The following is a 22,971-nucleotide window of genomic DNA, read 5'->3' on the forward strand; positions in this document are numbered from 1 at the left end:
ATGTTGAATGTTATACCGCCTTCGCGAGCAAGCCCGCTCCCACAGGGGGTCTTTGTCTTCAGGGAAAGAGCACAAAAAAAGTGGCCACCGCATTCACGGGGCCACTTTTTTCTACAGCGTATTAATGACCGTACACATCAAAGTCGAAGTACTTGTCCTGGACTTTCTTGTACTCACCATTGGCGCGGATTTCGGTGATGGCCTTGTTGAATTTCTCGGCCAGTTCGGTATCGCCCTTGCGTACGGCAATCCCGGCACCGCCGCCGAAGTACTTGGCGTCTTCGTAGGTCGGGCCGACGAATTCGAAGCCTTTACCGGCGTCGGTCTTCAGGAAACCGTCGCTGAGGTTGACCGAGTCCGCCAGCATCGCGTCGAGACGGCCGGATTTCATGTCCAGGTTGGCTTCCTGTTGCGAGCCATAGCGCACCACTTCAAACCCGGCTTCCTTGGCCATGTCGGTGGCATAGCGGTCGTGGGTACTGGCGCGCAGCACGCCGACTTTCTTACCCTTGAGCTCGGTCAGCGGGTCTTTGACACCGGAGCCTTCCTTCATCACGAAGCGCGCCGGGGTGTGGTAGTACTTGATGGTGAAATCGACGTTTTTCTTGCGGTCGTCAGTGATGGTCATCGAGGACAGGATCGCGTCGATCTTCTTCACTTTGAGTGCCGGGATCAGGCCATCGAACTCCTGCTCGACCCACACGCATTTGACGTCCATCTGTTTGCACAGGGCATCGCCGATATCGACGTCGAACCCGGTGAGTTTGCCATCAGCGGTTTTCATCGAGAATGGCGGGTAAGCGGCTTCGATCCCCAGACGAATCGGTTTGGCGTCTTCGGCCACAGCGGTCAGGGACAACATCGACAGTGCCAGGGCACCGAACATCACTAGCTTTTTCATTTATTACTCCTGTGTGCGGAGGCTTTTATTGGCAGCTTTCGATTGAACGTTCAGTCATGGCTTTTTGAAAGCAAAAACCGAAGTGGCCGGCAGTCTATGGCGACGCGCACAGGGCAAATTGTGTTTAAGCGACAAATACTTACAGAAAATCGGCGCCACCGTTGACCGGGATCAACGGTGCGCCGACATGGTGCAAAGGCTGTAGGACAAACCCTCGAAAAGGGTACCTATTACTCATGTAGGAGCTGCCGAAGGCTGCGATCTTTTGCTCTTGTTCTTAAAAAAAGTCAAAAGATCGCAGCCTGCGGCAGCTCCTACAAAAGCATTCAGCATTCGCAGGCGATGGGGGTTTTGGCGGGTTGTTCGACGCTCAGCGAAAAGCCTTCATCCAGCCATCCGGTCACGCCGCCGATCATCTCCTTGACCGGGTAACCCAACGCCGCCAGTTTCACCGCTGCCTTATTGGCGCCGTTGCAGTGCGGGCCGGCGCAATAGACCACGAACAGCGTGTTCCTCGAATACTCCGCCAGACCTTCGCTCGTCAGCAAACGTGTCGGGATATTGATGGCGCCCGGCACATGACCGCGCTCGAACGCCAGCGGCCCGCGCACATCGACCAGCACAAAATCGACTTCGCCGGCCTCCTGGCTGCTGAAGACGTCGGAACAATCGGTCTCGAAGGTCAGGCGGTTGCTGAAATGCATCAGGGCAATCGCTGACGGTGCGGCAGGAATTTCGCGAACCAGGCTGGTCATGCTGTTAGCTCCTAAATCTGTTGGGGGTGTAAACAGACTTTATCGAGCCAGCGCCTGGCGCTACAGTGGCGGGCAAGACACTCACCGGGAATTTTCCGCCAAATGCCAAATTCACCTGGATTGGTCGCGATTCTGGCCTACGACGGCCTCTGTACATTCGAGTTTGGCATCGCCGTGGAGATTTTCGGCCTGGCCCGGCCTGAGTTCGATTTTGCGTGGTACGAGCATCGCATCGTCGCCGTCGACCAAGGGCCGATGCGCGCCATGGGCGGGATTCAGGTACTGGCCGACGGCGGCCTGGAACTACTGGCACAGGCGCGCACCATTATTATTCCCGGTTGGCGTGACCGTGATGCCGAGGTGCCGCCGGCCCTGATCGACGCCTTGCGACAGGCCCACACCCAAGGTGCGCGGCTGCTGTCGATCTGCTCCGGGGTTTTTGTGCTGGCCGCCAGTGGCTTGCTCGACGGCCGCGGCGCGACCACACACTGGCGCTACACCGATGAACTGGCGCGGCGCTTCCCGGCGATTGCGGTGGATCCGGATGTGCTCTACGTCGACTCCGGCCAGTTGATTACCTCGGCGGGCAGCGCCGCCGGGATCGATGCGTGCCTGCATCTAGTGACACGGGATTTCGGTACCCAGGTCGCCAACGCGGTGGCCCGGCGTCTGGTGATGTCGCCACAACGCACTGGCGGTCAGGCACAGTTCATCCCCACGCCGGTCAGCCCGACGCCACGAAACGACTTGTCGCGGGTGATGCAGTGGGCCCGCGAGCGCCTGCACCAACCGCTGGAAGTGCGCGATCTGGCCAGCGAAGCGGCCATGAGCGAGCGCACTTTTCTGCGGCGTTTCACCGAGGCCAGCGGGCAATCGCCCAAAGCGTGGCTGCAACACGAACGACTGGCCCGGGCGCGGGAGCTGCTGGAGAGCACCGTGCACAACACCGAACAGATCGCCCAGCGCTGTGGTTATCGTTCGGTGGAAAGTTTTCGCGTGGCGTTTCGCAGCGTGGTCGGAGTGCCGCCGTCGGTGTATCGGGAGCGGTTTGGGCGTGGGGTCACAGCCATTTCCTGAGGTGAATTTCCGGACGCCATCGCTGGCAATCCAGCTCCCACAGGTTTTGCGTCGTACACACCACCTTATTTCAACTCAGAAACCTGTGGGAGCCGGGCTTGCCCGCGATGAGGCCTGCACCGACAGCCTAAAAATCAAGGCTTACGCAACAAATAGGTATCCATGATCCACCCATGCTCGGCCCGCGCCGCTTTGCGCGTGCGCTCGATCTGCTTCGCCACATCCTTGAGCTTGCCACTGATCAGAATCTCATCCGGCGTGCCCAAGTACGCCCCCCAGTAAATCTCGGTCTGCTGATCCGCCACATAGTGGTAGGAATCTTCAGCGTCGAGCATCACCACCAGGCTGTCCGTGTCACTCACCTGCCCCGCCGCCAGACGCCGGCCCGTGGTAATTTCGATTGATCGGCCAATGCTGTTCAGCGGCACCTTATGCTGCGCCGCCAACGCCTGAACGCTGGTAATTCCAGGGATCACTTCAAACTCGAAAGCACAGCGGCCTGACGCCAGAATCGCCTGCAGAATACGAATCGTGCTGTCATACAGCGCCGGGTCGCCCCACACGAGGAAACCGCCGCATTCGTTGTCAGCCAATTCTTCATTGATCAGCCGTTCGAAAGTTTCTTGCTTGGCGCGGTTCAGGTCATCGACCGCACGGGTGTAGTCCACTTCGCCGCGCTCGCGCTCGGGGCTGTGGGCTTCGACGAAGCGATAAGCAGGATCGGTGATGTAGCGCGCACAGATGTCGCGCCGCAGATCGATCAGTTTGTCCTTGCTCTGGCCTTTATCCATCAGAAAGAACACGTCCACCTGATTCAGCGCCTTCACCGCCTGCATCGTGATGTAGTCGGGATTGCCGGCGCCAATGCCGATGACCAGCAGTCGTTTCATCAAAGTGCTCCCGCAAGATCGATACCCGGCAAGCGTAGCCGCCAGATGCCGTTGAAGCGCAGCTCAACCACTGACAGCGGTTCAACATCAACCGCGTTGAACGCGGCGCCCTGCATTACCTGCATCAAAGCAGCGCGCACCACGAACGGATGGGTGATGGCGACGATGTGCCCCGGCATTCCTTGCAGGCTGGTCAGCCACCGCGCCACACGTTCGCCCAATTGCATTACCGACTCACCACCATGAGGTGCCACCTGTGGATCACTGATCCACGCCTGCAAGGCGTCAGCCTCGTGCACTTGCAGATCCTTGATCGCTTGCCCGTGCCAGCGCCCCCAATCGCAATCACGCAGCGCTTCGTCCACTTGCGGCGCCGCACCGAACCACTCGGCCGTCTGCCGGGTGCGCAACTCCGGCCCGCACAACAAAAGGCTGACATTAGTGAATTGTGTCGCCAGCGCACCGAGCTTCAAAGGCTGATTTTCAACAGGTTCGTTCGTAGGAAAACGCGCCAATTTCTGTGCGACGGTTCGAGCATGACAAATCAAAGTCAAACGGGTGGATAGCACAGCACTGCACTCGATGAACATCAGGTAAATCGGCGGCAAGCAGCCGGTCTTGCGGCAATTGTGCCGTAAACCGGGCCGTTCAGGGGGCCTTGCAAGCTTGCCGTCCAACACGCTGAAAGAGAAAAAACGGCAATGTCTGACACACCAATGGGCAATGGACTACAAGAGCCGTCGTCATCCGTGTAGGCCTTGTGGCACAGGGGTCTGACGTTATTTAAACGCTGAATCGCTACCGTTAAAAATTCACTAGACATGTAACCTGAGTTACATAAATACTGTTTTAACGGATTATGAAACGAATTCAACACCCCCCTTCATCCAGCAGGAGCCCGGATGCCCCCTCTCAGAGACTTGATCACCGATCCCGGCCTGGAGCTGACGCCGTCTGAGCGCAAAGTGATTCGCGCCCTGCTCGACCAGTATCCACGCAACGGCCTGGGTCCGATGGCGCGTCTGGCCGAGCACGCCGGCGTCAGCGATCCGACCATCGTGCGGCTGGTGAAGAAGCTCGGATTCGGCGGTTACGCCGAGTTTCAGGACGCCCTGCTCAGCGACATGGATCACCGTCTGCGTTCGCCGCGCACCCTCTTGCAGCCGCGTTCGCACCTGAACAAGGACGATGCCTGGGGCCATTATCTGGCCGACAGCCAGCGTCTGCTGGTGGAAACCCAAGCCCTGACGCAACCCGAAGACGTGCGCATTCTGCTCGACTGGCTGCTCGACACCCGGCACCAGATCTACTGCTTCGGCGGGCGCTTCAGCAGCCTGATGGCCAACTATCTGCTCAACCACTTGCGGCTGCTTCGGCCCGGCTGTTTTGCCCTGGAAGACAACGCACAACTGCCCGACCGCCTGTTCGATCTGCAACGCCAGGACGTGGTGCTGCTGTTTGATTACCGGCGCTATCAGTCCCAGGCCCTGCGGGTGGCCTCGGCGGCGAAGAACAACAACGCGCGGGTGGTGCTGTTCACCGACATCTATGCCTCGCCGCTGCGTGAACTGGCTGACCTGATCATCAGCGCCCCGGTGGAATCGGCCTCACCGTTCGACACCATGGTGCCGGCGCTGGCCCAGGTCGAGGCGCTGATTGCCTGCCTGACCCTGCGCACCCCCGATCTGGCCGATCGCCTGGAAGGCATCGACGCCCTGCGCAACGACTTCAACACCCACCTGCTGGAGGATAAATAAGGATGTTCAGCCTTCCCCACCGCTCGCCGCGGGACTTGCCGTTTATCACCAACCACACCGCGTTGTTGCTGGTGGACATGCAGCGTGCCTGGCTCGAACCGCAGTACGACCCGCACCTGAACGGCCCGGAAGCCGAATATTTCCTGACCCGCGCGCACATGCAGGTGGTGCCCAACCAGCGCCGGCTGCTCAGCGCCTTTCGCGAAGCGCGGCAGAACGTGCTGCACACGATTATCGAGAGCCTGACCGCCGACGGTCGCGACCGCTCGCTGGATCACAAGCTGTCAGACATGCACCTGCCCAAGGGCAGCACCCAGGCGCGGATCATCGACGACCTGACGCCAGTGGAAAACGAGATCGTGTTGCCGAAAACCTCCTCCGGGGTGTTCAACTCGACCAACATCGATTACGTCCTGCGCAACCTCGAAACCCGCCACCTGATCATCGCCGGCATCGTCACTGACCAGTGCGTCGACATGGCCGTGCGCGATGCCGCCGACCGTGGCTATCTGGTGACGCTGGTCGAAGACGCCTGCGCCACCTACACCCCGGCGCGACATGACGCCTGCCTCAACGCGATCAAGGGTTACTGCTGGATCACCGACACACAAACCGTGCTCGGCCGCTTGCAGGAGATGCAGCCATGAGCGAGCGCCTGACACCGTTGCCGATGACCACCATCGTCACCACCGACCTGATCGGCATCACCCGTGGCCGCTCGTTTCCCACCGATCAACTGGAGCATTATCACGCCGCCGGTTGCGGCTGGGTGCCGGCCAACAGTGCACTGACGCCCCAGGACATCATCGCCTCGACCAACCCATGGGGCGCCTATGGTGATTTGCGGTTGATCCCGGATCTGAACAGCCGCGTCACCGTCGGCAACGGCCCGGACGCCGCGGCACCAGCGCTGGACTTCATCCACGGCGACATTCGCGAGACTGATGGTCGCCCGTGGAGCGCCTGTCCGCGCACGTTGTTGCGCGATGAAATCGAGCGCTATCGCGACAACCTCGGCTTGCAGGTCAACGCCGCGTTCGAACACGAATTCAACCTGCATGCCGGTTTTGCCGAGCATCTGGCGTTTTCCCTTGAAGCCCAGCGTCAGGGCGCCGAATTCGGCGGCTGGCTGCTCAGCGCCCTGCGCGCCGGCGGTGTCGAGCCAGAGATGTTCCTGCCCGAATACGGCAAGCACCAATACGAAATCACCTGCCGGCCGACGCTCGGTGTGGCGGCGGCGGATCGTGCGGTCAACGTGCGCGAGATCACTCGCGAAATCGCCCGGCAAATGGGCGTCGACGTCAGTTTCGCGCCGAAAACCAAGGCCGATGCGGTGTGCAACGGTGTGCACCTGCACGTCAGCCTGCTCGACCTGCAAGGTCTGCCGCTGCTTTACGACGCCGGCACCAGCAACGGTCTGTCGACCCTCGGCCAGCATTGGGCCGCGGGGATCCTGCATTACCTGCCAGCGCTGTGTGCGTTCACCGCGCCGACGCCGGTTTCGTATGAGCGCCTGCAGCCGCATCACTGGAGCGCGTCCTATGCGTGTCTGGGGCAGCAGAACCGTGAAGCGGCGTTGCGCATTTGTCCGACCGTGAGCCTGGGCTGCAAATCCGTGGCGGCGCAGTACAACCTGGAATTCCGCGCCATGGACGCTACCGCCTCGCCGCATCTGGCGATGGCCGCGCTGCTGATTGCCGGACGCCTGGGCATCGAACAGCGCCTGGCGCTGAACGCGATCACCGACGACATTCCCGATTCACTCAACGACGAGCAACGCAAGGCCCGGGGCATCGTTGCCCTGCCCGCCTCGCTGGCGCAGGCGCTGGATTGCCTGCGTGACAGTGCCGCCTTCAATCAATGGCTGCCCAAGCCGTTGCTCGACACTTACCACGCCCTTAAAACCGAGGAACTGGCGCTGACGGAACAGCTCTCGCCCGCTGACCTGTGTGAGCACTATGCACGCCTGTACTGAATCCGCCGAGCAGGGGTTGTACACCCGCCCGGTCTACAACCTGAGCCGCGAAGATTCATCGTATCCGTTGATCCTGGTGTGTGAGCACGCCAGCCGCTACATCCCCGAGGCCCTGAGCAATCTGGGCCTGGACGATGCAGCCGCGCGCGAGCACATCGCCTGGGACATCGGCGCACTGCAACTGGCTGAAAAGCTCTCGGAGAGACTCGGCGCGACGCTGTTGAGCGCCAACTATTCACGGCTGCTGATCGACCTCAATCGGCCCCGGCATGCCCCCGACAGCATTCCGGCGCAGAGCGAGATTTATCAGGTGCCCGGCAACCGCGACCTGGACGAAGCCACTCGCGAGTACCGGCGCCAGAGCTTGTTCAAACCGTTTCACGCCCGGCTGCAGACCCTGATCGACCAACGCGTCGCACAAGGCCAAGCGGTACGGGTGGTAGGGATTCACAGTTTTACCCCGGTGTATTACGGCCAGCCGCGGCCGCTGGAAGTCGGCGTGCTGTTCGGTCAGGCCAAAACGTACGCCCAGCGGGTGATCGATGGCCTCGGCCAGCACCCGCTGAAAGTCGCGGGCAACCAGCCGTACCGGATTGATCCGCTGGGTGACATGACCGTGCCGGTGCATGGCGATGCCCGAGGACTGGAATCGGTGTTGATCGAGGTGCGCAACGACCTGCTGCGCACTCCGGAAGCGGTATCGCTGTGGGCCGAACGCCTGGCACCGCTGCTGTAAAGACTGCTGACGCTGTAAACGACGGACCGATATAACAACTAAAAACGTTCGATAGGCTGACAAGGAGTTGCGCTTCATGGAAATAGAACAGTTCGGCTACAAACAGGAGTTGAAACGTAGCCTGACACTGACCGACCTGGTGGTGTACGGGATGATCTTCATGATCCCCATCGCCCCGTTTGGCGTGTATGGCTACGTCAATGCCGAGGCGCCCGGGATGGTGCCGCTGGCTTATATCATCGGCATGGTCGCGATGCTGTTCACTGCACTGAGCTACGGCAGCATGGCCAAGGCGTTTCCGATCGCCGGTTCGGTATATTCCTACGCGCAACGCGGCCTCAATCAACACGTCGGGTTCATCGCCGGCTGGCTGATGCTGCTCGACTACCTGCTGATTCCGCCGCTGCTGTACGTCTACGCGGCAATGGCCCTCAACCATCTGTACCCGGACATTCCGAAGGTCGGTTTCATTCTGGCGTTCCTGGTCAGCGCGACATTCGTCAACCTGCGCGGCATCACCTTCACCGCACGGATGAACATCATTTTCCTGCTGGCGCAGCTGGTGGTGCTGGGGATCTTCCTGTTCTACGCCTGGAATGCCCTGCACAACGGCGGCGGCAACGGCGAGCTGACCCTGGCGCCGCTGTATCACCCGGAAACATTCAACTTCGCTCTGCTGATGCAGGCCGTGTCGATTGCCGTACTGTCGTTCCTCGGCTTCGATGCAATCTCGACCCTCGCCGAAGAAATCAAGGGTGACCCGGGCAAAAGCGTCGGCCGCGCAGCGCTGATCACCCTGGTGGTGATGGGCGTGATTTTCGTCGCGCAAACCTGGATCGCCACCGATCTGGCCGCCGGCATGGGCTTCAAATCCGCCGACACCGCGTTCTATGAAATCGCCGAAATCGCGGCCGGCAGCTGGCTGGCAACCCTGACCGGTGTTGCAACCGCGCTGGCCTGGGGCGTTGCGGTGGCGATCACCTCGCAAGCCGCGGTGTCGCGCCTGCTGTTCGGCATGGCCCGCGATGGCAAGTTGCCGAAAGTGCTGGCCAAGGTGCACCCGAAGCACAACACCCCGTACCTGAGCATTTATCTGGTGGCGGTGCTGTCGCTGGTGATCTGCTACCTGTTCATCAACTCGGTGGACACCCTGACCTCGCTGGTCAACTTTGGAGCCCTCAGCGGTTTCATGCTGCTGCACCTGACAGTGATCAACTACTACTGGCGTCGGCAGAAGTCCGGTCAGGTGGTGCGCCATCTGATCTGCCCGGTGATCGGTTTCATCATCGTCGCCGCCATCATGTACAACATGGGCGTCGATGCGCAGAAACTCGGCCTGATCTGGATCGCTCTGGGTCTGGTGTACCTGTTCTTCCTGAACAAACTCGGCGCCAGCACCGCGCTGCCTGACCCGAGCAATGGCTGACAAGAAAAAGAGCGGCGTCTGACAACAAATCAGGCGACCGCCGCTTTAAAGCGTGGCAATCGACAGTGATAGTCAGGTTCGGTGGGGATCACCGGACCCTTTGATACAGGAGTGCATCCATGCTGGTCTTACGCCCAGTCGAGCCAACCGACCTGCCGCAATTGCAGCAACTGGCCCGCGACAGTCTGGTCGGCGTTACGTCGCTGCCGGACGACAGCGAACGCCTGCGCGAAAAAATCGCCGGTTCCTGCGCCTCGTTCGACAGCGATATTCAGGCGCAAGGCCCGGAGAACTACTTCTTCGTACTGGAAGACCTCGACACTCGGCGGCTGGTCGGTTGCTCGGAGATCCTTGCCACTGCCGGTTTCAACGAACCGTTCTACAGCCTGCGCAACCGCCACTTCACCAGTGCCTCGCGGGAGCTGAACATCGAGCACGGGGTGCCGGCGCTGTCGCTGTGTCACGACCTCAACGACCACACCCTGCTGCGCGGTTTTCACATCGACAACGCGCTGGTGCGCAGCGCTTTTTCCGAATTGCTGTCGCGGGCGCGGCTGCTGTTCATCGCCGCTCACGCGCAACGTTTCGCCGATGCGGTGATCACCGAAATCGTCGGCTACAGCGACGAGAACGGTCATTCGCCGTTCTGGGATGCACTGGGCAAGCACTTCTTCGACCTGCCCTACGTCGAGGCCGAGCGCCTGTGCGGTCTGCAAAGTCGCACGTTTCTCGCCGAACTGATGCCGCAGTACCCGATTTATGTGCCGATGCTGCCCCTGGCGGCGCAGGAATGCATCGGCCGGATTCACCCGGATGGCCAGGAAGCGTTCGACATCCTCGAACGTGAAGGCTTTGAAACCAACAGCTACATCGATCTGTTTGATGCGGGTCCAACCCTGTATGCGCGCACCGCGAACATCCGTTCGATCGCCCACAGCCAGACCGCCACCGTGCGCCAGCAAGCGCCGATCGACGCGCGTGGCCGTTATCTGTTGAGCAACGACGCACTGCACGGCTTCCGGGCCATCGTCGCCGAACTGGATTACCAGCCTGAGCAACCGCTGTCGCTGACGCCGGATCTGTGTGTGGCACTGAAGGTCACCGATGGCAGCACGATCAGGCTGATAGCCCTGTGAACCGCCCCCGGCTGCACACCCAACGACAGTGCCCGAACAGGCGCGTACAAGGAGTTACCGCATGATCGTCCGTCCGGTCAAAGTCAGCGACCTGCCAGCGCTGATGACCCTGGTGCAACAGGCCGGCCCGGGGTTCACCACCCTGCCGGCCAATGAGGATCGCCTCGCCCACCGGGTGCGCTGGGCCCAGCGCGCGTTCGCCGAACAGGTAGAACGCGCCGATGCCGATTATCTATTCGTGCTCGAAGACGACGACCTGCGTGTGGTCGGCGTCAGCGCCCTGACCGGCGCAGTCGGCCTGCGCGAGCCGTGGTACAACTACCGGGTCGGCCTGACCGTGAGTTCGGCACCGGATCTGGGCATTTCGAGGCAGATCCCTACACTGTTCCTCAACAATGAGCTGACGGGCCAGTCGGAACTGTGTTCGCTGTTCCTGCACCCTGAACACCGCCAAGGCAGCAACGGTCGATTGCTGTCGTTGGGGCGCCTGCTGTTCGTCGCCGAATTCCCGCAGCTGTTTGGCGAGAAGATGATCGCCGAACTGCGCGGCAGTGCCGATGAGCTCGGTTGCTCGCCGTTCTGGGACAGCCTCGGCCGGCACTTTTTCAAGATGGATTTCAGCCACGCCGACCACTTGTCGGGCCTGGGCAACAAGTCGTTCATCGCCGAACTGATGCCGCGCCAGCCGTTGTACACCTGCATGCTCACCGAGCAGGCGCAAGCGGTCATCGGCCAACCGCACCCGAACACCGAACCGGCGCTGAAGATCCTGCGCGCAGAAGGCTTCACGCATAAGGGCTACATCGACATCTTCGACGGCGGCCCGGTGATCGAGGCGCCGATCGGCAACATTCGCACCGTGCGCGACAGCCTGGCGCTGACCCTGAGCCTCGGCACGCCGGACGAACAGGCCCCCTTGTGGCTGATCCATAACCGTCGCCTGGAGAACTGCCGCATCACCGTGGCCCCCGGTCGTCTGGTCGGCAATACCCTGGTGGTCGACCGCATCACCGCCAAGCGCCTGCAACTGCAACCGGGCAATTCGGTGCGCGCCGCGTTGCTGCCCAGGCAACAGCAACAGGCGGTAGCGGCCTGAATTCCTCTCCTCCCTCGCAAATTCGTCATGAACCTTGACCCATTCGCGTGATAGCCTTTTCATTCTTCGGCGTTGACACCTTTGCTCAAGCCGTTCCATTCCTTTGTATTGGTGGAACTCGTATGACCAGGCTTTCCCATCAAGATTTGCGCCGTAACTTCCGTCAATTGCTGGCTTCGGACACCTGCTACCACACCGCCTCGGTGTTCGATCCGATGTCCGCGCGCATTGCCGCTGACCTGGGTTTTGAAGTGGGGATCCTCGGCGGCTCCGTGGCCTCGCTGCAAGTGCTGGGCGCCCCCGACTTTGCCCTGATCACCCTCAGCGAGTTCGCCGAACAGGCCACCCGCATCGGCCGCGTCGCCCAACTGCCGGTGATCGCCGACGCCGACCACGGCTACGGCAACGCCCTTAACGTGATGCGCACCATCGTCGAACTGGAACGCGCCGGCGTCGCCGCCCTGACCATCGAAGATACCCTGCTGCCGGCGCAATTCGGCCGCAAATCCACCGACCTGATCTCGGTCGCCGAAGGCGTCGGCAAGATCCGCGCGGCGCTGGAAGCCCGGGTCGATTCGGAAATGGCGATCATCGCCCGCACCAACGCCGGGATCCTGCCAAATCAGGAAATCATCAGCCGTACCAAGCAATACCAGGCTGCCGGTGCCGATGGCATCTGCATGGTCGGCGTGCAGGACTTCGATCAGCTTGAGCAAATTGCCGAGCACCTGAGCGTCCCGCTGATGCTGGTCACCTACGGCAACCCGGCGCTGCGCGACGACAAGCGCCTGGCTGAACTCGGCGTACGCGTGACCATCGACGGCCATGGCGCCTATTTCGCGGCGATCAAGGCAACGTACGACAGCCTGCGCGAACAGCGGCAGATCTTCACTCAGGCCTCCGACCTGAGCGCCACGGAACTCACGCACACCTACACCCAGCCAGAGGATTACATTCTCTGGGCGAAGGAATACATGAGCGTGAAGGAATGATTGCCCTCTGATCCGAAGAGCCTCGGTCAACTCTAAAGATGGCCGGTAGACGCAATGTCACCGGCCAGTTGCGAGGACAGGCGAATTAATCGCCGTCAACTTCTACCCAGCGATACACACCCACAAACAAACACCAACATTTAACAACAACTACCGAGTTGATATTAACTATCGCCTCCCTATAATCGCAACCCGTTAAACAGCAAAAAGTTTAACACCCGAATATCAAACTTAAATTTATATACCGAGCAATATTCCGCTCAACTCACGACAAGGATTCGTCATGAAAACCGTTACTGCCAATTGGCAAACAACGCCTCTGCTGCGCGCAGAAACCAAAGTCATCAACATGCCAACCAAGTCCGCCCACGCGGCCAACTGCCCGGGCTGGGACGGCCTGCGATTTAACGTCGGCAACCTTCACGAGATCAAGAAACTCCGTACGCTGCCCGCTCTGGCTTAACCCTCGGAGCTGTACCGCAGATGTCAGCGTTCAGGCAACTTCAGCGCTGACATCTGCTGACCAAAACAAAATAACAAACCCTGATTATTGCGCCTGATCAAATATTCGCAAACGTACATTTGACAGCACAAAAACAAAGCGACTTCCCATGATAAAAAACCTGCTCACCCCAGACTTGACGCCTGACCAGCTTATTACCTGCATCAAGACAATAAACATGGGGAATGAAGTAAAGCGTCTGGCCGACCAGTTATCCGAACCTGCAGCAGATACCGAGAATTTATCCCGTCACGCCGCGATCATGAAAGCGACGAACATCCACACTGGAACGTTGACGTTATATTGCAACAAAGATGGAAACATCAGCCTCAAGGCACCTGATAACGCACCCGCGCCTGAGCAGTTCTATTCCGTACCCGGAAACAGCGTTCTGTTCGCCATCAACGGGCAATCGTATTCCATTCAGCTTTATCGGCTGGACGGTGAATATCTGACTCGCGCAGAACAGGTGATCGTGGATGCCGAAAATCCGTTGTTCATCGACGGCAGCAAAACGCTGTACGACAGCAATCCCGAAGGAAACGGGCACCCGGCGTTTATCGGCAGCATCAATCTGCCCGATAGAACCGCAGACATCAGTGTGTTCGACCCTCGCTCATTGCGCAAAATCGGCTGGTTCCCTCATGACGACAGCGCCGCGCGCTTTCTGGTGAGTCTTGAATTGCTTGAAGCGGCACAGGACCCCGGAGCCTGCAAAGTGGCCCAGGAGTTGATTTATCACTATCACCCCGCTGTCGTCTGGAAGGCCTTTCAGATGATCAGCAGAACGGATCGACAGACCGCGCTGAATTGCGCCCCGCTGTTGAGAAACCTGCAAGACAGTCGCCTGAACCATTTACTCGACCAGTGTGAGGCGGCATGAAACTGCAGACATTTATTGAGCGTATGGCGACTTACGACCTGCAGACGGACAGTTCGAAGATCGTGGAAGATCTGCGTCAACTGGCGACTAACCGCACGTTGTTGAGCGAATACCTCTACACCACGATTCAACAGGACGGTTTCAGTACCAAAAACAGGCTTTACGGGGCCTATGCATTTGTCCTGCACTCCAACGATCTGTTTACCGTTCGCCTGGGTTTCTGGTCGCCGGTCACGTCACGGGATGAAAGGGAAACCTTTATCTACGACCTCAACCACAGCCATGACTTCGAACTCTATTGCGTGGGTTACAGCGGTGACGGCTACACCACCGTTTCGCGAAAGATTCTGGATCAGGCGCCGTTGCAGGCTGGCAGAAGGCCCGAGTTCGGCGAAGAACGAATCCTTAAACTTATTCCGGGTGAGGTGCTGCACATGCTTCCATTAAAGGAAGTACACAAACAGCTACCCCCTGAAACGATGTCCGCCTCGCTGAGTTTGCTTATTCATCCTCCGCAGGCAGCCAAAACCGAAGAAGCCTGGTGCTTCGACGACAATCTGGTGCCGACTTATCCCGGCATCGCCCGCCAGGAGACAGCGCTCTATGACAGCCTGCTGTCCCGGCTACAACGTGAGCAGACTTCACTGCTCACTCAATCAGAAAGGAAATCTGTATGAACAAGCAACTCGATAACTGGAACCACACCCCACTGCTGCACGCCGGCGCCAACGTCATCAACACACCGGTTGCAACCGCTGCGGCATCGCCATGTGCAGGCATCATTCCACGGTACAACGTGGGCAACATTCACGAAATCAAGCAGTTCTGGAACATGCCGCAATCCGCTTGATTCTTGCTGGCCCGGCGCACTATGAGGGTCAAGAAGTAGTGCGTCGGCCGGCCTGACGCCATCGCGAGCAGGCTCACTCCTACAGTGGATCTGTGTCGAACACCAATGCTGTGTTCACTGCAGATCCTCTGTGGGAGCGGGCTTGCTCGCGAAAGCGTCAGTTGCAGCACCAGTCAGCGCTTGGCCAGCTCCATGATCATCCGCGACAACAGATAAATCCGTGGCGCCACGCTCGCCACTTCGGCGTATTCCTCCGGCGTATGAATATTGCCGCCGACTATCCCGAAACCATCCAGCGTCGGCGTGCCCACGCCGGCTGACAGGCTGGCATCCGCCGCCCCACCACTGCCTTCCTCGGTCAACTTGCGGCCGATCTCGCCGTAAATCCCCTGGGCCATGGCCATCAAGCGATCCGACTCCGCCGTCTGCGGCATCGGTGGCAACCCGCGTTTGAGGCTGGTGGTCACTTCAGTTTCCGGGATCAGCTTGTCCTGCGACACCCGCGCCAGGTCTTTCTCGATCCGGTCGAATTCTTCCGGCACGGCTGCGCGCACGTCAGCCTTGGCGGTCGCATGATCCGGGATCACGTTGGTGCGTTCACCGGCCTGGAGCACAGTGAAGTTGATCGTGGTTTTCTTCGCCTCGTCGCCGAGTTTGCCCAACTGCAGAATCTGGTGCGCCGCTTCCATCGCCGCGTTACGCCCCAGTTCCGGTGCGACCCCGGCATGCGCCGCTTTGCCCTTGACCTCGACCAGCGCCGTCGCGCTGCCCTTGCGCCACACCACCAGACCATCGGCCGGCCGCCCCGGTTCGAGGTTGAGGGTTACGTCATGCGCCTTGGCGGTTTTCTTGATCAGGTCGGTGGCGACGTCCGAACCGGTTTCTTCGCTGGCATCGAGCAGGAAGGTGATTTGCGCGTAGTCCTTGAAGTCGAGATTCTTCAGAATCTTCAACGCGTAGATCCCGGCGACGATGCCGCCCTTGTCGTCCATCACCCCCGGCCCGTAGGCACGCCCGTCCTTGATGCGGAACGGCCGCTCGGCGGCGGAACCTTCCTTGAACACCGTGTCCATGTGCGCCATCAGGAGGATTTTCGCTTTGCCGGTGCCTTTGAAGGTGGCCAGCACGTGATTGGATTTTTCCGGGGCATTGGGCACCAGCTCGATGGTGGCGCCGAGTTTTTGCAACTCCTCGATGGCGATCTCGCTGACTTGCTTGAGCCCAGGCTCATAACCGGAACCGGAGTCGATGTTGACCAGCCGTTCCAGCAGTTTCAGGGCTTCGGGTTGATACTGTTCGGCGTCGGCCAGCACTTGTTTGTGCGGTTCGGCGAAGGCGCCGGCAGCACTGAAGGCGAGGGACAGGCCGAGGCTGGCGGCCAGCAGGGAGCGGGGGAATGCGAACGTCATGAATCGATCCTTGTTTCGCGTCGGGGGGACTCAAACCGTACCTGACATCGACGCAAGGCTCTATACCGGATGCGACATCTCTGCGGCCGACACCGAACACTTGTAGGCCTTCGCCTGCTCGCGACAGCGGAGTGTCAGCCGACATCAATGCCGCTGACAGAACGCCTTCGCGAGCAAGCCCGCTCCCACAGGGGACGGCGGTGATAGATCAGACCGAATCGAGCACTTCCTGCTTCGGCAGATCGTCACTGTTGCAGATCACCCGATTGCGCCCGGTCGCCTTGGCCTCGTACAGCGCCTGATCGGCCTCATTGAGCCAACGGGTCGCGTCGCCATGCGCCGGATCGTACGCCGCCAGACCAATGCTCAGACTGACCTTGAGCGCCGGGTTCTGCTCGTAACCCAGGGTGGCGAAACGCTCGCGCAAGGCTTCCATGGCCTGCGCGGCATTGAACAACGGCAGGTCGGGCAGGATCACGCAGAACTCGTCGCCGCCATAGCGCCCGGCGACATCCGCCGCACGCAGGTTCTGTTTGAGCATTTTGCTCAACTGGCGCAACACGATGTCACCTGCGACGTGGCCATAGGTGTCGTTGATCGCCTTGAAATGGTCGATGTCGATCAACGCAATCGCCGCGCCTTGCTTCTGTCGGCGGCAACGCTGAAATTCGACTTCCAGTTGATCCTTCCAGGCGCCGTGATTGAGCAGTCCGGTTAGGCTGTCAGTGCGACTCAAAGCCAGCAGCTCACGCTTGTGCAGGCCCAACGTGGAGGCCTGGCGAAAGCAGATCCAGCCCAGCGCCAACGGGTACAGCATCAGCAACGGCAGGCACGCATACAGCTGCAAGGGTGAGGTTTGCGGGATAAACGCCGGGGCGAAAACCACCAGGCCGACGCCGATCCCGAGGATCTGCGCCGCCAGGCCCGCCGCGAGAAAACGCAAACCGCCGATGGCGACATTATTCATCGCCATCATCGAAACGGTGGTGGCGCTGGGCAGCGGATTGAACTGCATGGCGGCGACCCAGAAGCCGCCCATAAAGGCGTCAACCAACAGATTGCGGTGTTCCGCATGGTAAGGAACGCTGGCACGACGGGCCCATTGAAACGCCAGGTGCGGCCAGAGCAGGCCATTGAACAGCATCAACGCCCAGACCCACAGCGGCGGGTCGAGCGGGTACATCGCCGCGCTCACGCACAACAGCCCCAGCACCAGCCCGAGGGTTCGCGATGTATAAAGCCTCCTGGCCAATGAAAGTCCCTTTCCCCCCTTGTTTCGCATAAGGGCCTCGAGCACTCAACGGAACCTGCGAACACCGTCAGACGGATGTGCTGGAAGTCTAACAGGCAGCCGTTAAATAGCCATCGCCGGCCAGCCCGCTCCCACAATGCAAATTTTTAGCTATACCTGAAAGGACGAAAACGGAAAAACGACTATAAGAAGGAGGCCCATGCAGACCTACCGAGTGTTGATCATCGGCAGCGGATTTGGCGGCCAATGTGCGGCGGTCAACTTGCTCAAGGCCGGGATCGACGATTTTCGCCTGCTGGAACGTCGGGATTTCTTCGGCGGTACCTGGTGCCAGAATACCTACCCCGGCGCGGCGGTGGATGTGCCGTCGCCGCTCTACTCGTTGTCGTTTGCACCATTTCCCTGGACGCAGATGTTCGCAGCCCAAGCCGAATTGCATCGCTACACCGAACACGTCATCGAGCGCTTCGGTCTGCGCGAACGCGTGGAGCTGCAAACCAACGTCGAACGCATCGAATGGGACGACGCCGAAAAGCGCTGGGCGGTGCACACCAGCCAAGGGATTTTCTACGCGCAGTTCGTGATCAACGCCTCCGGACCGTTGAGCCAACCGGTGATCCCACCCTTCCCTGGCCTGGATCGCTTTCAGGGCAAGACGTTTCATACAAACAATTGGGATCACAGCTACGACTACAAGGGTAAACGCGTGGCCATCGTCGGCAGCGGCGCCAGTGCCGCGCAGGTCATTCCGGCGATAGCCCTTGAGGTCGAGCAACTGCATGTGTTCCAGCGCACGCCACATTGGGTGCTGCCGCGCGCCGATCGCCGCTTCGGCCGTTTCCAGCGCTGGCTGCTGGGAGTGAAACCGGCCTACAAGCTGCTGCGCTGGCTGCTCTACTGGCAATTCGAGACCCGGGTCATCGCCTTCAAATACTCAAAACCGGCGATTCATTTGGTCCAGCGCCAGGCCCTGCGCTTTCTCAAGCAACAGGTGCCGAACCCGGTATTGCGCGCAAAACTCACCCCGGACTTCACCATCGGCTGCAAGCGCATCCTGCTTTCCAGCACCTATTATCCGGCGCTGACCCGGCCCAACGTCACACTGCACAGCCGCGAGCAAGGCATCGCCGCGCTCGACGAAACCGGCATCCTCACCCAGGACGGTCAACACATCGACGTCGACCTGATTGTCTGGTCCACCGGCTACGACGCCACCGACGGCGTGGTCTCCTATCCGGTGACCGGCAGGCACGGCGTGCAACTCAAGGATGTCTGGGCGCAGTACCCGCGCGCCTACCTGGGCACCAGCCTGCCGGACTTTCCCAATCTGTTTATCGTCACCGGGCCCAACACCGGCATCGGGCATACCTCCGCGCTGTTCATCATCGAAGCGCAGATGAACTACATCCTCGACTGCATTCACACCCTGCAATCAAAAGGCCTGCACAGCATCGAAGTGCGCCCCGAGGCAGAACGTACCTACACTGCAATGATCCACCGTGAGATGGAACGCACGGTATGGAAGTCCGGTGGCTGTCACAGTTGGTATCAGAGCAAGAGCGGTCATGTGATCGCGATATTTCCGGGCTTCAGTTTCAGCTACTACCGGTTGACCCGGGCGCTGAAACCGGCTGACCACATTCTGTCCTGAACACGTAAAAGGAAGACGTCGATGCTTGTGCTGTTTGTCGCTCTCGCGGTTTTCGTGGCCTGGAGCTGGTTGAGTTACCCGGCGGTCGGGCATTGGTTGTATGACCTGAGCACGGCGCTCGAGGCCAAGTTGTACAAGTTGCACAAAATCGAGGTGCCAATTGCCGAAATGACGGTATCGACCTGGCAAGGTGGCCCCTATGAAGCGGCCAGCGCGATCCTGATGCTGCACGGCTACAGCGCCGAGAAAAATCTGTGGCTGCGCTTCGCCAGGCACTTTGTCCGCCAGTACCGGGTGATCATCCCGGACCTCGCCGGCCACGGTGAAACCGGGTTCAAGGCCGGTGGCGGCTATGACATTCCGCTGCAGGCCAAGCGCATGATCCAGTTGCTCGACGTCTGCGGCGTGGAGAAGGTCCACGTGATCGGCAACTCGATGGGCGGCTACATCGCGGCGTGGCTGGCGGCGACCTACCCGGAGCGGATCGCCTCGGTGGCGCTGATCGACCCGGCCGGCGTCACGGCGCCGGAAGCCAGCGACATGGAGCGCCATCTGGCTCGTGGGCATAACCCGTTCCTGATCAATTCGAGGGAAGAGTTCCGGCAGTTTTATGCCATGACCATGGCCTCGCCACCGTGGGTGCCCGGGCTGGTACTGGACGCCATCGCCCAACGTTACGAACGCCAGCGTGACGAGCTGGAAGAGATCTTCCGCGACTTTCGCGCCAGCCCGCCGATGGAGCCGAAACTGGCCGAGATCAAATGCCCTGCGCTGCTGTTGTGGGGCCGCAAGGATCGCTTGATCGACGTCAGCAGCGTGCCGGTGTGGAGCAAGGGCATCGCCAATTTGCGGGTCGAAGTGTGGGACGGCGTCGGGCACATGCCGATGGTCGAACAGCCGGGGAATACTGCGCGGTTGTATCGGGAGTTTCTGGGCAATCAGCGATGACAGCCACCGCAGTCCTTGCGGCGAGGGCGCTTGCTCCCGCTGGGGCGCGAAGCGGCCCTGATCCAGCGAAAGCGACTTGCCTGCCTCGACACGGCACCAATCTCAGGTCTGCTGCGCAGCCCAGCGGGAGCAAGCTCCCTCGCCACAAAAAACCGTCCCGGCGACAAAGATTCGGAAGGTCGGAATGAACATTCTCTACGACGAACGCCTCGATGGCCCGCTACCGGAGGTGAACAAGGCTGAACTGCTGAAAACCCTGCAGCACGCCGTTCCGGACCTCGACATTCTCTGGCGCGAAGACGAACTCAAGCCGTACGAGTGCGACGGCCTCTCGGCCTACCGCACCACGCCAATGCTGGTGGCCCTGCCCCGGCGACTCGATCAGGTGCAGGCCCTGCTCAAGCTCTGTCATCAACACAACGTGCCGGTGGTTGCCCGTGGCGCCGGCACCGGGTTGTCGGGCGGCGCGCTGCCGCTGGAAAAAGGCCTGCTGCTGGTGATGGCGCGGTTCAACAACATCCTGCACATCGACCCGGCGGCCCGCACCGCACGGGTTCAACCCGGGGTGCGCAATCTGGCGATCTCCCAGGCAGCCGCGCCGTTCGGCCTGTATTACGCGCCGGACCCGTCTTCGCAGATTGCCTGCTCGATCGGCGGCAACGTCGCGGAAAACGCCGGTGGCGTGCATTGCCTCAAATACGGCCTGACCGTGCACAACCTGCTGAAAATCGAAGTGCTGACCATCGAAGGCGAACGCCTGACGCTGGGCAGCGACGCCCTCGATACGCCGGGTTTCGATTTGCTGGCGCTGTTCACCGGTTCCGAGGGATTGCTGGGGATCATCACCGAAGTGACGGTCAAACTGCTGCCCAGACCGCAGGTCGCCAAAGTGCTGCTGGCCAGTTTCGACTCGGTGGAAAAGGCTGGCCGCGCCGTGGCTGACATCATCGCCGCGGGGATCATTCCCGGTGGCCTGGAGATGATGGACAACCTCGCCATCCGCGCCGCCGAAGACTTCATCCACGCCGGTTACCCGGTCGATGCCGAAGCCATCCTGTTGTGCGAACTCGATGGCGTCGAAGCCGATGTCCACGACGATTGCCTGCGGGTTCGCGAGGTCATGACCCGGGCCGGTGCCAGCGAAGTGCGTCAGGCCCGCGATGAAGCCGAGCGCGTGCGCTTCTGGGCCGGGCGCAAAAACGCCTTTCCGGCGATCGGTCGCTTGTCGCCGGACTACTACTGTATGGACGGCACCATCCCGCGCCGCGAGTTGCCCGGCGTGCTGCAAGGCATCGCCCGCCTTGGCGCCGAATACGGCTTGCGCGTGGCTAACGTGTTTCATGCCGGCGACGGCAATATGCACCCGCTGATTCTGTTCGACGCCAACCAACCGGGCGAACTGCAACGCGCTGAAGCGCTGGGCGGGAAGATTCTCGAACTGTGCGTGCAGGTCGGCGGCAGCATCACCGGCGAACACGGGGTCGGCCGCGAGAAAATCAATCAGATGTGCGCGCAATTCAACAGCGCTGAACTGACGCTGTTCCACGCGGTAAAAGCCGCGTTCGACCCGCAAGGCCTGCTCAACCCCGGCAAAAACATCCCGACCCTGCATCGCTGCGCGGAATTCGGCGCGATGCACATTCATGCCGGGCACCTGCCATTCCCCGAACTGGAGCGCTTCTGATGGCTGATTTCGACGCCAGCGGCGCGCTGCTCGATCAGGTCAATGAGGCCCGGGCCAACGCCACGCCGCTGAAAATTCAGGGCGGCAACAGCAAAGCGTTTCTCGGCCGCGAAGTGGCCGGTGAAGTGCTCGACGTTCGCACGCATCGCGGCATCGTGCGCTATGAACCGACGGAGCTGGTGGTCAGCGTGCGCGCCGGTACGCCGTTACGCGAATTGCTGGCGGCGCTTGACGCGGCCGGGCAGATGTTGCCCTGTGAGCCGCCGGCCTTCGGCGACAGCGCCACGGTGGGCGGGATGATTGCCTGCGGTTTATCCGGGCCACGGCGGCCATGGTCAGGTTCGGTGCGCGATTTTGTTCTCGGCACTCGGGTCATCACCGGGCTCGGCCAACACCTGCGTTTCGGTGGCGAGGTGATGAAAAACGTCGCCGGCTACGATATCTCGCGCCTGTTGACCGGCAGTTTCGGCTGCCTTGGCGTGCTCACCGAAGTGTCGCTGAAAGTCCTGCCGAAACCGCGTCAATGCCTGAGCATCCGCCTCGACCTCGATTGCGCCCGGGCGCTGGCGCGGCTTGCCGAATGGGGCCAGCAACCGTTGCCGATCAGCGGTGCCTGCCATGACGGGCAAAGCCTGTATCTGCGCCTTGAGGGTGGCGAAGGCTCGGTAACCGCTGCGCATCAACGCCTCGGCGGCGAACCGCTGGACTCGGCTTTCTGGCGCGACTTGAACGAACAACGCCTGGGCTTTTTCGACGAAGGCCTGCCGCTGTGGCGCCTGTCGCTGCCGAACAATCTCGGGCCGCAGGACTTGCCCGGCCAGCAGTTGATCGACTGGGCCGGTGCGCAACGCTGGCTGAAATCCGATCACGAACACATCCAGATCCTCGCCCAGGAACTCGGCGGGCACGCCACCTGCTTCACTCATGGCGCCAGCGACACACCGTTCCAGCCGCTGCCGCGCACGCTGATGCGTTATCACCGGCAACTCAAGGCGCAACTCGACCCGCAAGGGCTGTTCAACCCCGGCCGGATGTACGCGGAGTTCTAGCC

23 protein-coding genes are annotated in these 22,971 nt (G+C 60.7%); 17 read left to right on the plus strand and 6 right to left on the minus strand.

Annotated elements, in window-relative coordinates:
- Positions 1–121: 121 nt before the first annotated feature.
- Both V9L13_RS10285 and V9L13_RS10290 read right to left on the minus strand, forming a co-directional pair.
- Positions 122–901, minus strand: a complete 780-nt coding sequence (locus tag V9L13_RS10285) for an ABC transporter substrate-binding protein (RefSeq protein WP_103485101.1) — start codon at positions 899–901, stop codon at positions 122–124.
- Positions 902–1,227: 326 nt separating this feature from the next.
- The gene (locus tag V9L13_RS10290; RefSeq protein ID WP_226500110.1) at positions 1,228–1,656 is read right to left on the minus strand and encodes a rhodanese-like domain-containing protein; all 429 of its coding nucleotides are present in this window, start codon (positions 1,654–1,656) and stop codon (positions 1,228–1,230) included.
- 102 nt (positions 1,657–1,758) lie between these two features.
- Between V9L13_RS10290 and ftrA the strand changes: the two genes are divergently transcribed.
- Positions 1,759–2,733: a transcriptional regulator FtrA gene (gene ftrA, locus V9L13_RS10295; RefSeq protein WP_338802425.1), complete on the plus strand. Its 975-nt coding sequence runs from the start codon at positions 1,759–1,761 to the stop codon at positions 2,731–2,733.
- Between the two features lie 134 nt (positions 2,734–2,867).
- On the opposite strand, the gene cobF is transcribed toward ftrA, so the two are convergent.
- Positions 2,868–3,623: a precorrin-6A synthase (deacetylating) gene (cobF, locus tag V9L13_RS10300; protein WP_338802426.1), complete on the minus strand. Its 756-nt coding sequence runs from the start codon at positions 3,621–3,623 to the stop codon at positions 2,868–2,870.
- Positions 3,623–4,213, minus strand: a complete 591-nt coding sequence (locus V9L13_RS10305; RefSeq protein WP_338802859.1) for a histidine phosphatase family protein — start codon at positions 4,211–4,213, stop codon at positions 3,623–3,625. Before V9L13_RS10305 ends, cobF begins: the two co-directional genes overlap by 1 nt.
- Before the next feature lie 312 nt (positions 4,214–4,525).
- On the opposite strand from V9L13_RS10305, the gene V9L13_RS10310 reads away from it, so the two are divergent.
- From V9L13_RS10310 to V9L13_RS10365, 12 genes are all read left to right on the plus strand, one after another.
- Positions 4,526–5,380, plus strand: coding sequence for a MurR/RpiR family transcriptional regulator (locus V9L13_RS10310; RefSeq protein WP_045122540.1), 855 nt, complete (start codon positions 4,526–4,528; stop codon positions 5,378–5,380).
- Positions 5,381–5,382: 2 nt separating this feature from the next.
- Positions 5,383–6,027, plus strand: a complete 645-nt coding sequence (locus V9L13_RS10315) for an isochorismatase family cysteine hydrolase (RefSeq protein ID WP_338802427.1) — start codon at positions 5,383–5,385, stop codon at positions 6,025–6,027.
- Entirely contained in the window at positions 6,024–7,355 is a 1,332-nt protein-coding gene (locus tag V9L13_RS10320; protein WP_338802428.1) for a glutamine synthetase, read from the plus strand. The genes V9L13_RS10315 and V9L13_RS10320 overlap by 4 nt, the downstream gene beginning before the upstream one ends.
- Positions 7,339–8,091 (plus strand): N-formylglutamate amidohydrolase, encoded by a 753-nt coding sequence (locus tag V9L13_RS10325; RefSeq protein WP_338802429.1) that lies wholly within the window; start codon positions 7,339–7,341, stop codon positions 8,089–8,091. Before V9L13_RS10320 ends, V9L13_RS10325 begins: the two co-directional genes overlap by 17 nt.
- Positions 8,092–8,167: 76 nt before the next feature.
- Positions 8,168–9,517 (plus strand): APC family permease, encoded by a 1,350-nt coding sequence (locus tag V9L13_RS10330; protein ID WP_103485096.1) that lies wholly within the window; start codon positions 8,168–8,170, stop codon positions 9,515–9,517.
- Positions 9,518–9,636: 119 nt separating this feature from the next.
- Positions 9,637–10,653 (plus strand): arginine N-succinyltransferase, encoded by a 1,017-nt coding sequence (locus tag V9L13_RS10335; protein ID WP_338802430.1) that lies wholly within the window; start codon positions 9,637–9,639, stop codon positions 10,651–10,653.
- A 61-nt stretch (positions 10,654–10,714) separates the two neighbouring features.
- Positions 10,715–11,749, plus strand: coding sequence for an arginine N-succinyltransferase (gene astA / locus V9L13_RS10340; protein ID WP_338802431.1), 1,035 nt, complete (start codon positions 10,715–10,717; stop codon positions 11,747–11,749).
- A gap of 122 nt (positions 11,750–11,871) precedes the next feature.
- A complete protein-coding gene (locus tag V9L13_RS10345) occupies positions 11,872–12,741 on the plus strand; it encodes an oxaloacetate decarboxylase (RefSeq protein ID WP_003226214.1) in 870 nt (289 codons plus the stop codon).
- A gap of 283 nt (positions 12,742–13,024) precedes the next feature.
- The gene (locus V9L13_RS10350) at positions 13,025–13,204 is read left to right on the plus strand and encodes a hypothetical protein (RefSeq protein WP_338802432.1); all 180 of its coding nucleotides are present in this window, start codon (positions 13,025–13,027) and stop codon (positions 13,202–13,204) included.
- A 148-nt stretch (positions 13,205–13,352) separates the two neighbouring features.
- The gene (locus tag V9L13_RS10355) at positions 13,353–14,126 is read left to right on the plus strand and encodes a hypothetical protein (protein WP_338802433.1); all 774 of its coding nucleotides are present in this window, start codon (positions 13,353–13,355) and stop codon (positions 14,124–14,126) included.
- Entirely contained in the window at positions 14,123–14,803 is a 681-nt protein-coding gene (locus V9L13_RS10360) for a transposase (RefSeq protein ID WP_338802434.1), read from the plus strand. The genes V9L13_RS10355 and V9L13_RS10360 overlap by 4 nt, the downstream gene beginning before the upstream one ends.
- A complete protein-coding gene (locus V9L13_RS10365; protein ID WP_003226222.1) occupies positions 14,800–14,976 on the plus strand; it encodes a hypothetical protein in 177 nt (58 codons plus the stop codon). The genes V9L13_RS10360 and V9L13_RS10365 overlap by 4 nt, the downstream gene beginning before the upstream one ends.
- Before the next feature lie 173 nt (positions 14,977–15,149).
- Here V9L13_RS10365 and V9L13_RS10370 read toward each other — a convergent pair whose 3' ends face one another.
- On the minus strand, positions 15,150–16,385 hold the full coding sequence (locus tag V9L13_RS10370) for a M20/M25/M40 family metallo-hydrolase (protein WP_338802435.1): 1,236 nt from the start codon (positions 16,383–16,385) through the stop codon (positions 15,150–15,152).
- Positions 16,386–16,593: 208 nt separating this feature from the next.
- Positions 16,594–17,667, minus strand: coding sequence for a diguanylate cyclase (locus V9L13_RS10375; RefSeq protein ID WP_338802436.1), 1,074 nt, complete (start codon positions 17,665–17,667; stop codon positions 16,594–16,596).
- Between the two features lie 169 nt (positions 17,668–17,836).
- Here V9L13_RS10375 and V9L13_RS10380 point away from each other — a divergent pair, with 169 nt between their 5' ends.
- The 4 genes from V9L13_RS10380 (at position 17,837) to glcE (ending at position 22,969) form a co-directional block, all read left to right on the plus strand.
- Positions 17,837–19,288: an NAD(P)/FAD-dependent oxidoreductase gene (locus tag V9L13_RS10380; RefSeq protein ID WP_338802437.1), complete on the plus strand. Its 1,452-nt coding sequence runs from the start codon at positions 17,837–17,839 to the stop codon at positions 19,286–19,288.
- A gap of 21 nt (positions 19,289–19,309) precedes the next feature.
- A complete protein-coding gene (locus V9L13_RS10385) occupies positions 19,310–20,236 on the plus strand; it encodes an alpha/beta fold hydrolase (protein ID WP_201137203.1) in 927 nt (308 codons plus the stop codon).
- A 184-nt stretch (positions 20,237–20,420) separates the two neighbouring features.
- On the plus strand, positions 20,421–21,920 hold the full coding sequence (gene glcD, locus V9L13_RS10390) for a glycolate oxidase subunit GlcD (RefSeq protein WP_338802438.1): 1,500 nt from the start codon (positions 20,421–20,423) through the stop codon (positions 21,918–21,920).
- Entirely contained in the window at positions 21,920–22,969 is a 1,050-nt protein-coding gene (gene glcE / locus V9L13_RS10395; protein ID WP_338802439.1) for a glycolate oxidase subunit GlcE, read from the plus strand. Before glcD ends, glcE begins: the two co-directional genes overlap by 1 nt.
- Positions 22,970–22,971: the final 2 nt, after the last annotated feature.

Origin of the sequence: Pseudomonas sp. RSB 5.4 (assembly GCF_037126175.1) — a bacterium.
Lineage (GTDB): Bacteria > Pseudomonadota > Gammaproteobacteria > Pseudomonadales > Pseudomonadaceae > Aquipseudomonas > Aquipseudomonas fluorescens_H.

Excerpts from the sequence above, each read along its gene's own strand:
- V9L13_RS10285 (WP_103485101.1), bottom strand. The coding sequence starts at position 901 with ATGAAAAAGCTAGTGATGTTCGGTGCCCTGGCACTGTCGATGTTGTCC.
- V9L13_RS10290 (WP_226500110.1), bottom strand. The coding sequence starts at position 1,656 with ATGACCAGCCTGGTTCGCGAAATTCCTGCCGCACCGTCAGCGATTGCC.
- ftrA (WP_338802425.1), top strand. The coding sequence starts at position 1,759 with ATGCCAAATTCACCTGGATTGGTCGCGATTCTGGCCTACGACGGCCTC.
- cobF (WP_338802426.1), bottom strand. The coding sequence starts at position 3,623 with ATGAAACGACTGCTGGTCATCGGCATTGGCGCCGGCAATCCCGACTAC.
- V9L13_RS10305 (WP_338802859.1), bottom strand. The coding sequence starts at position 4,213 with ATGTTCATCGAGTGCAGTGCTGTGCTATCCACCCGTTTGACTTTGATT.
- V9L13_RS10310 (WP_045122540.1), top strand. The coding sequence starts at position 4,526 with ATGCCCCCTCTCAGAGACTTGATCACCGATCCCGGCCTGGAGCTGACG.
- V9L13_RS10315 (WP_338802427.1), top strand. The coding sequence starts at position 5,383 with ATGTTCAGCCTTCCCCACCGCTCGCCGCGGGACTTGCCGTTTATCACC.
- V9L13_RS10320 (WP_338802428.1), top strand. The coding sequence starts at position 6,024 with ATGAGCGAGCGCCTGACACCGTTGCCGATGACCACCATCGTCACCACC.
- V9L13_RS10325 (WP_338802429.1), top strand. The coding sequence starts at position 7,339 with ATGCACGCCTGTACTGAATCCGCCGAGCAGGGGTTGTACACCCGCCCG.
- V9L13_RS10330 (WP_103485096.1), top strand. The coding sequence starts at position 8,168 with ATGGAAATAGAACAGTTCGGCTACAAACAGGAGTTGAAACGTAGCCTG.
- V9L13_RS10335 (WP_338802430.1), top strand. The coding sequence starts at position 9,637 with ATGCTGGTCTTACGCCCAGTCGAGCCAACCGACCTGCCGCAATTGCAG.
- astA (WP_338802431.1), top strand. The coding sequence starts at position 10,715 with ATGATCGTCCGTCCGGTCAAAGTCAGCGACCTGCCAGCGCTGATGACC.
- V9L13_RS10345 (WP_003226214.1), top strand. The coding sequence starts at position 11,872 with ATGACCAGGCTTTCCCATCAAGATTTGCGCCGTAACTTCCGTCAATTG.
- V9L13_RS10350 (WP_338802432.1), top strand. The coding sequence starts at position 13,025 with ATGAAAACCGTTACTGCCAATTGGCAAACAACGCCTCTGCTGCGCGCA.
- V9L13_RS10355 (WP_338802433.1), top strand. The coding sequence starts at position 13,353 with ATGATAAAAAACCTGCTCACCCCAGACTTGACGCCTGACCAGCTTATT.
- V9L13_RS10360 (WP_338802434.1), top strand. The coding sequence starts at position 14,123 with ATGAAACTGCAGACATTTATTGAGCGTATGGCGACTTACGACCTGCAG.
- V9L13_RS10365 (WP_003226222.1), top strand. The coding sequence starts at position 14,800 with ATGAACAAGCAACTCGATAACTGGAACCACACCCCACTGCTGCACGCC.
- V9L13_RS10370 (WP_338802435.1), bottom strand. The coding sequence starts at position 16,385 with ATGACGTTCGCATTCCCCCGCTCCCTGCTGGCCGCCAGCCTCGGCCTG.
- V9L13_RS10375 (WP_338802436.1), bottom strand. The coding sequence starts at position 17,667 with ATGCGAAACAAGGGGGGAAAGGGACTTTCATTGGCCAGGAGGCTTTAT.
- V9L13_RS10380 (WP_338802437.1), top strand. The coding sequence starts at position 17,837 with ATGCAGACCTACCGAGTGTTGATCATCGGCAGCGGATTTGGCGGCCAA.
- V9L13_RS10385 (WP_201137203.1), top strand. The coding sequence starts at position 19,310 with ATGCTTGTGCTGTTTGTCGCTCTCGCGGTTTTCGTGGCCTGGAGCTGG.
- glcD (WP_338802438.1), top strand. The coding sequence starts at position 20,421 with ATGAACATTCTCTACGACGAACGCCTCGATGGCCCGCTACCGGAGGTG.
- glcE (WP_338802439.1), top strand. The coding sequence starts at position 21,920 with ATGGCTGATTTCGACGCCAGCGGCGCGCTGCTCGATCAGGTCAATGAG.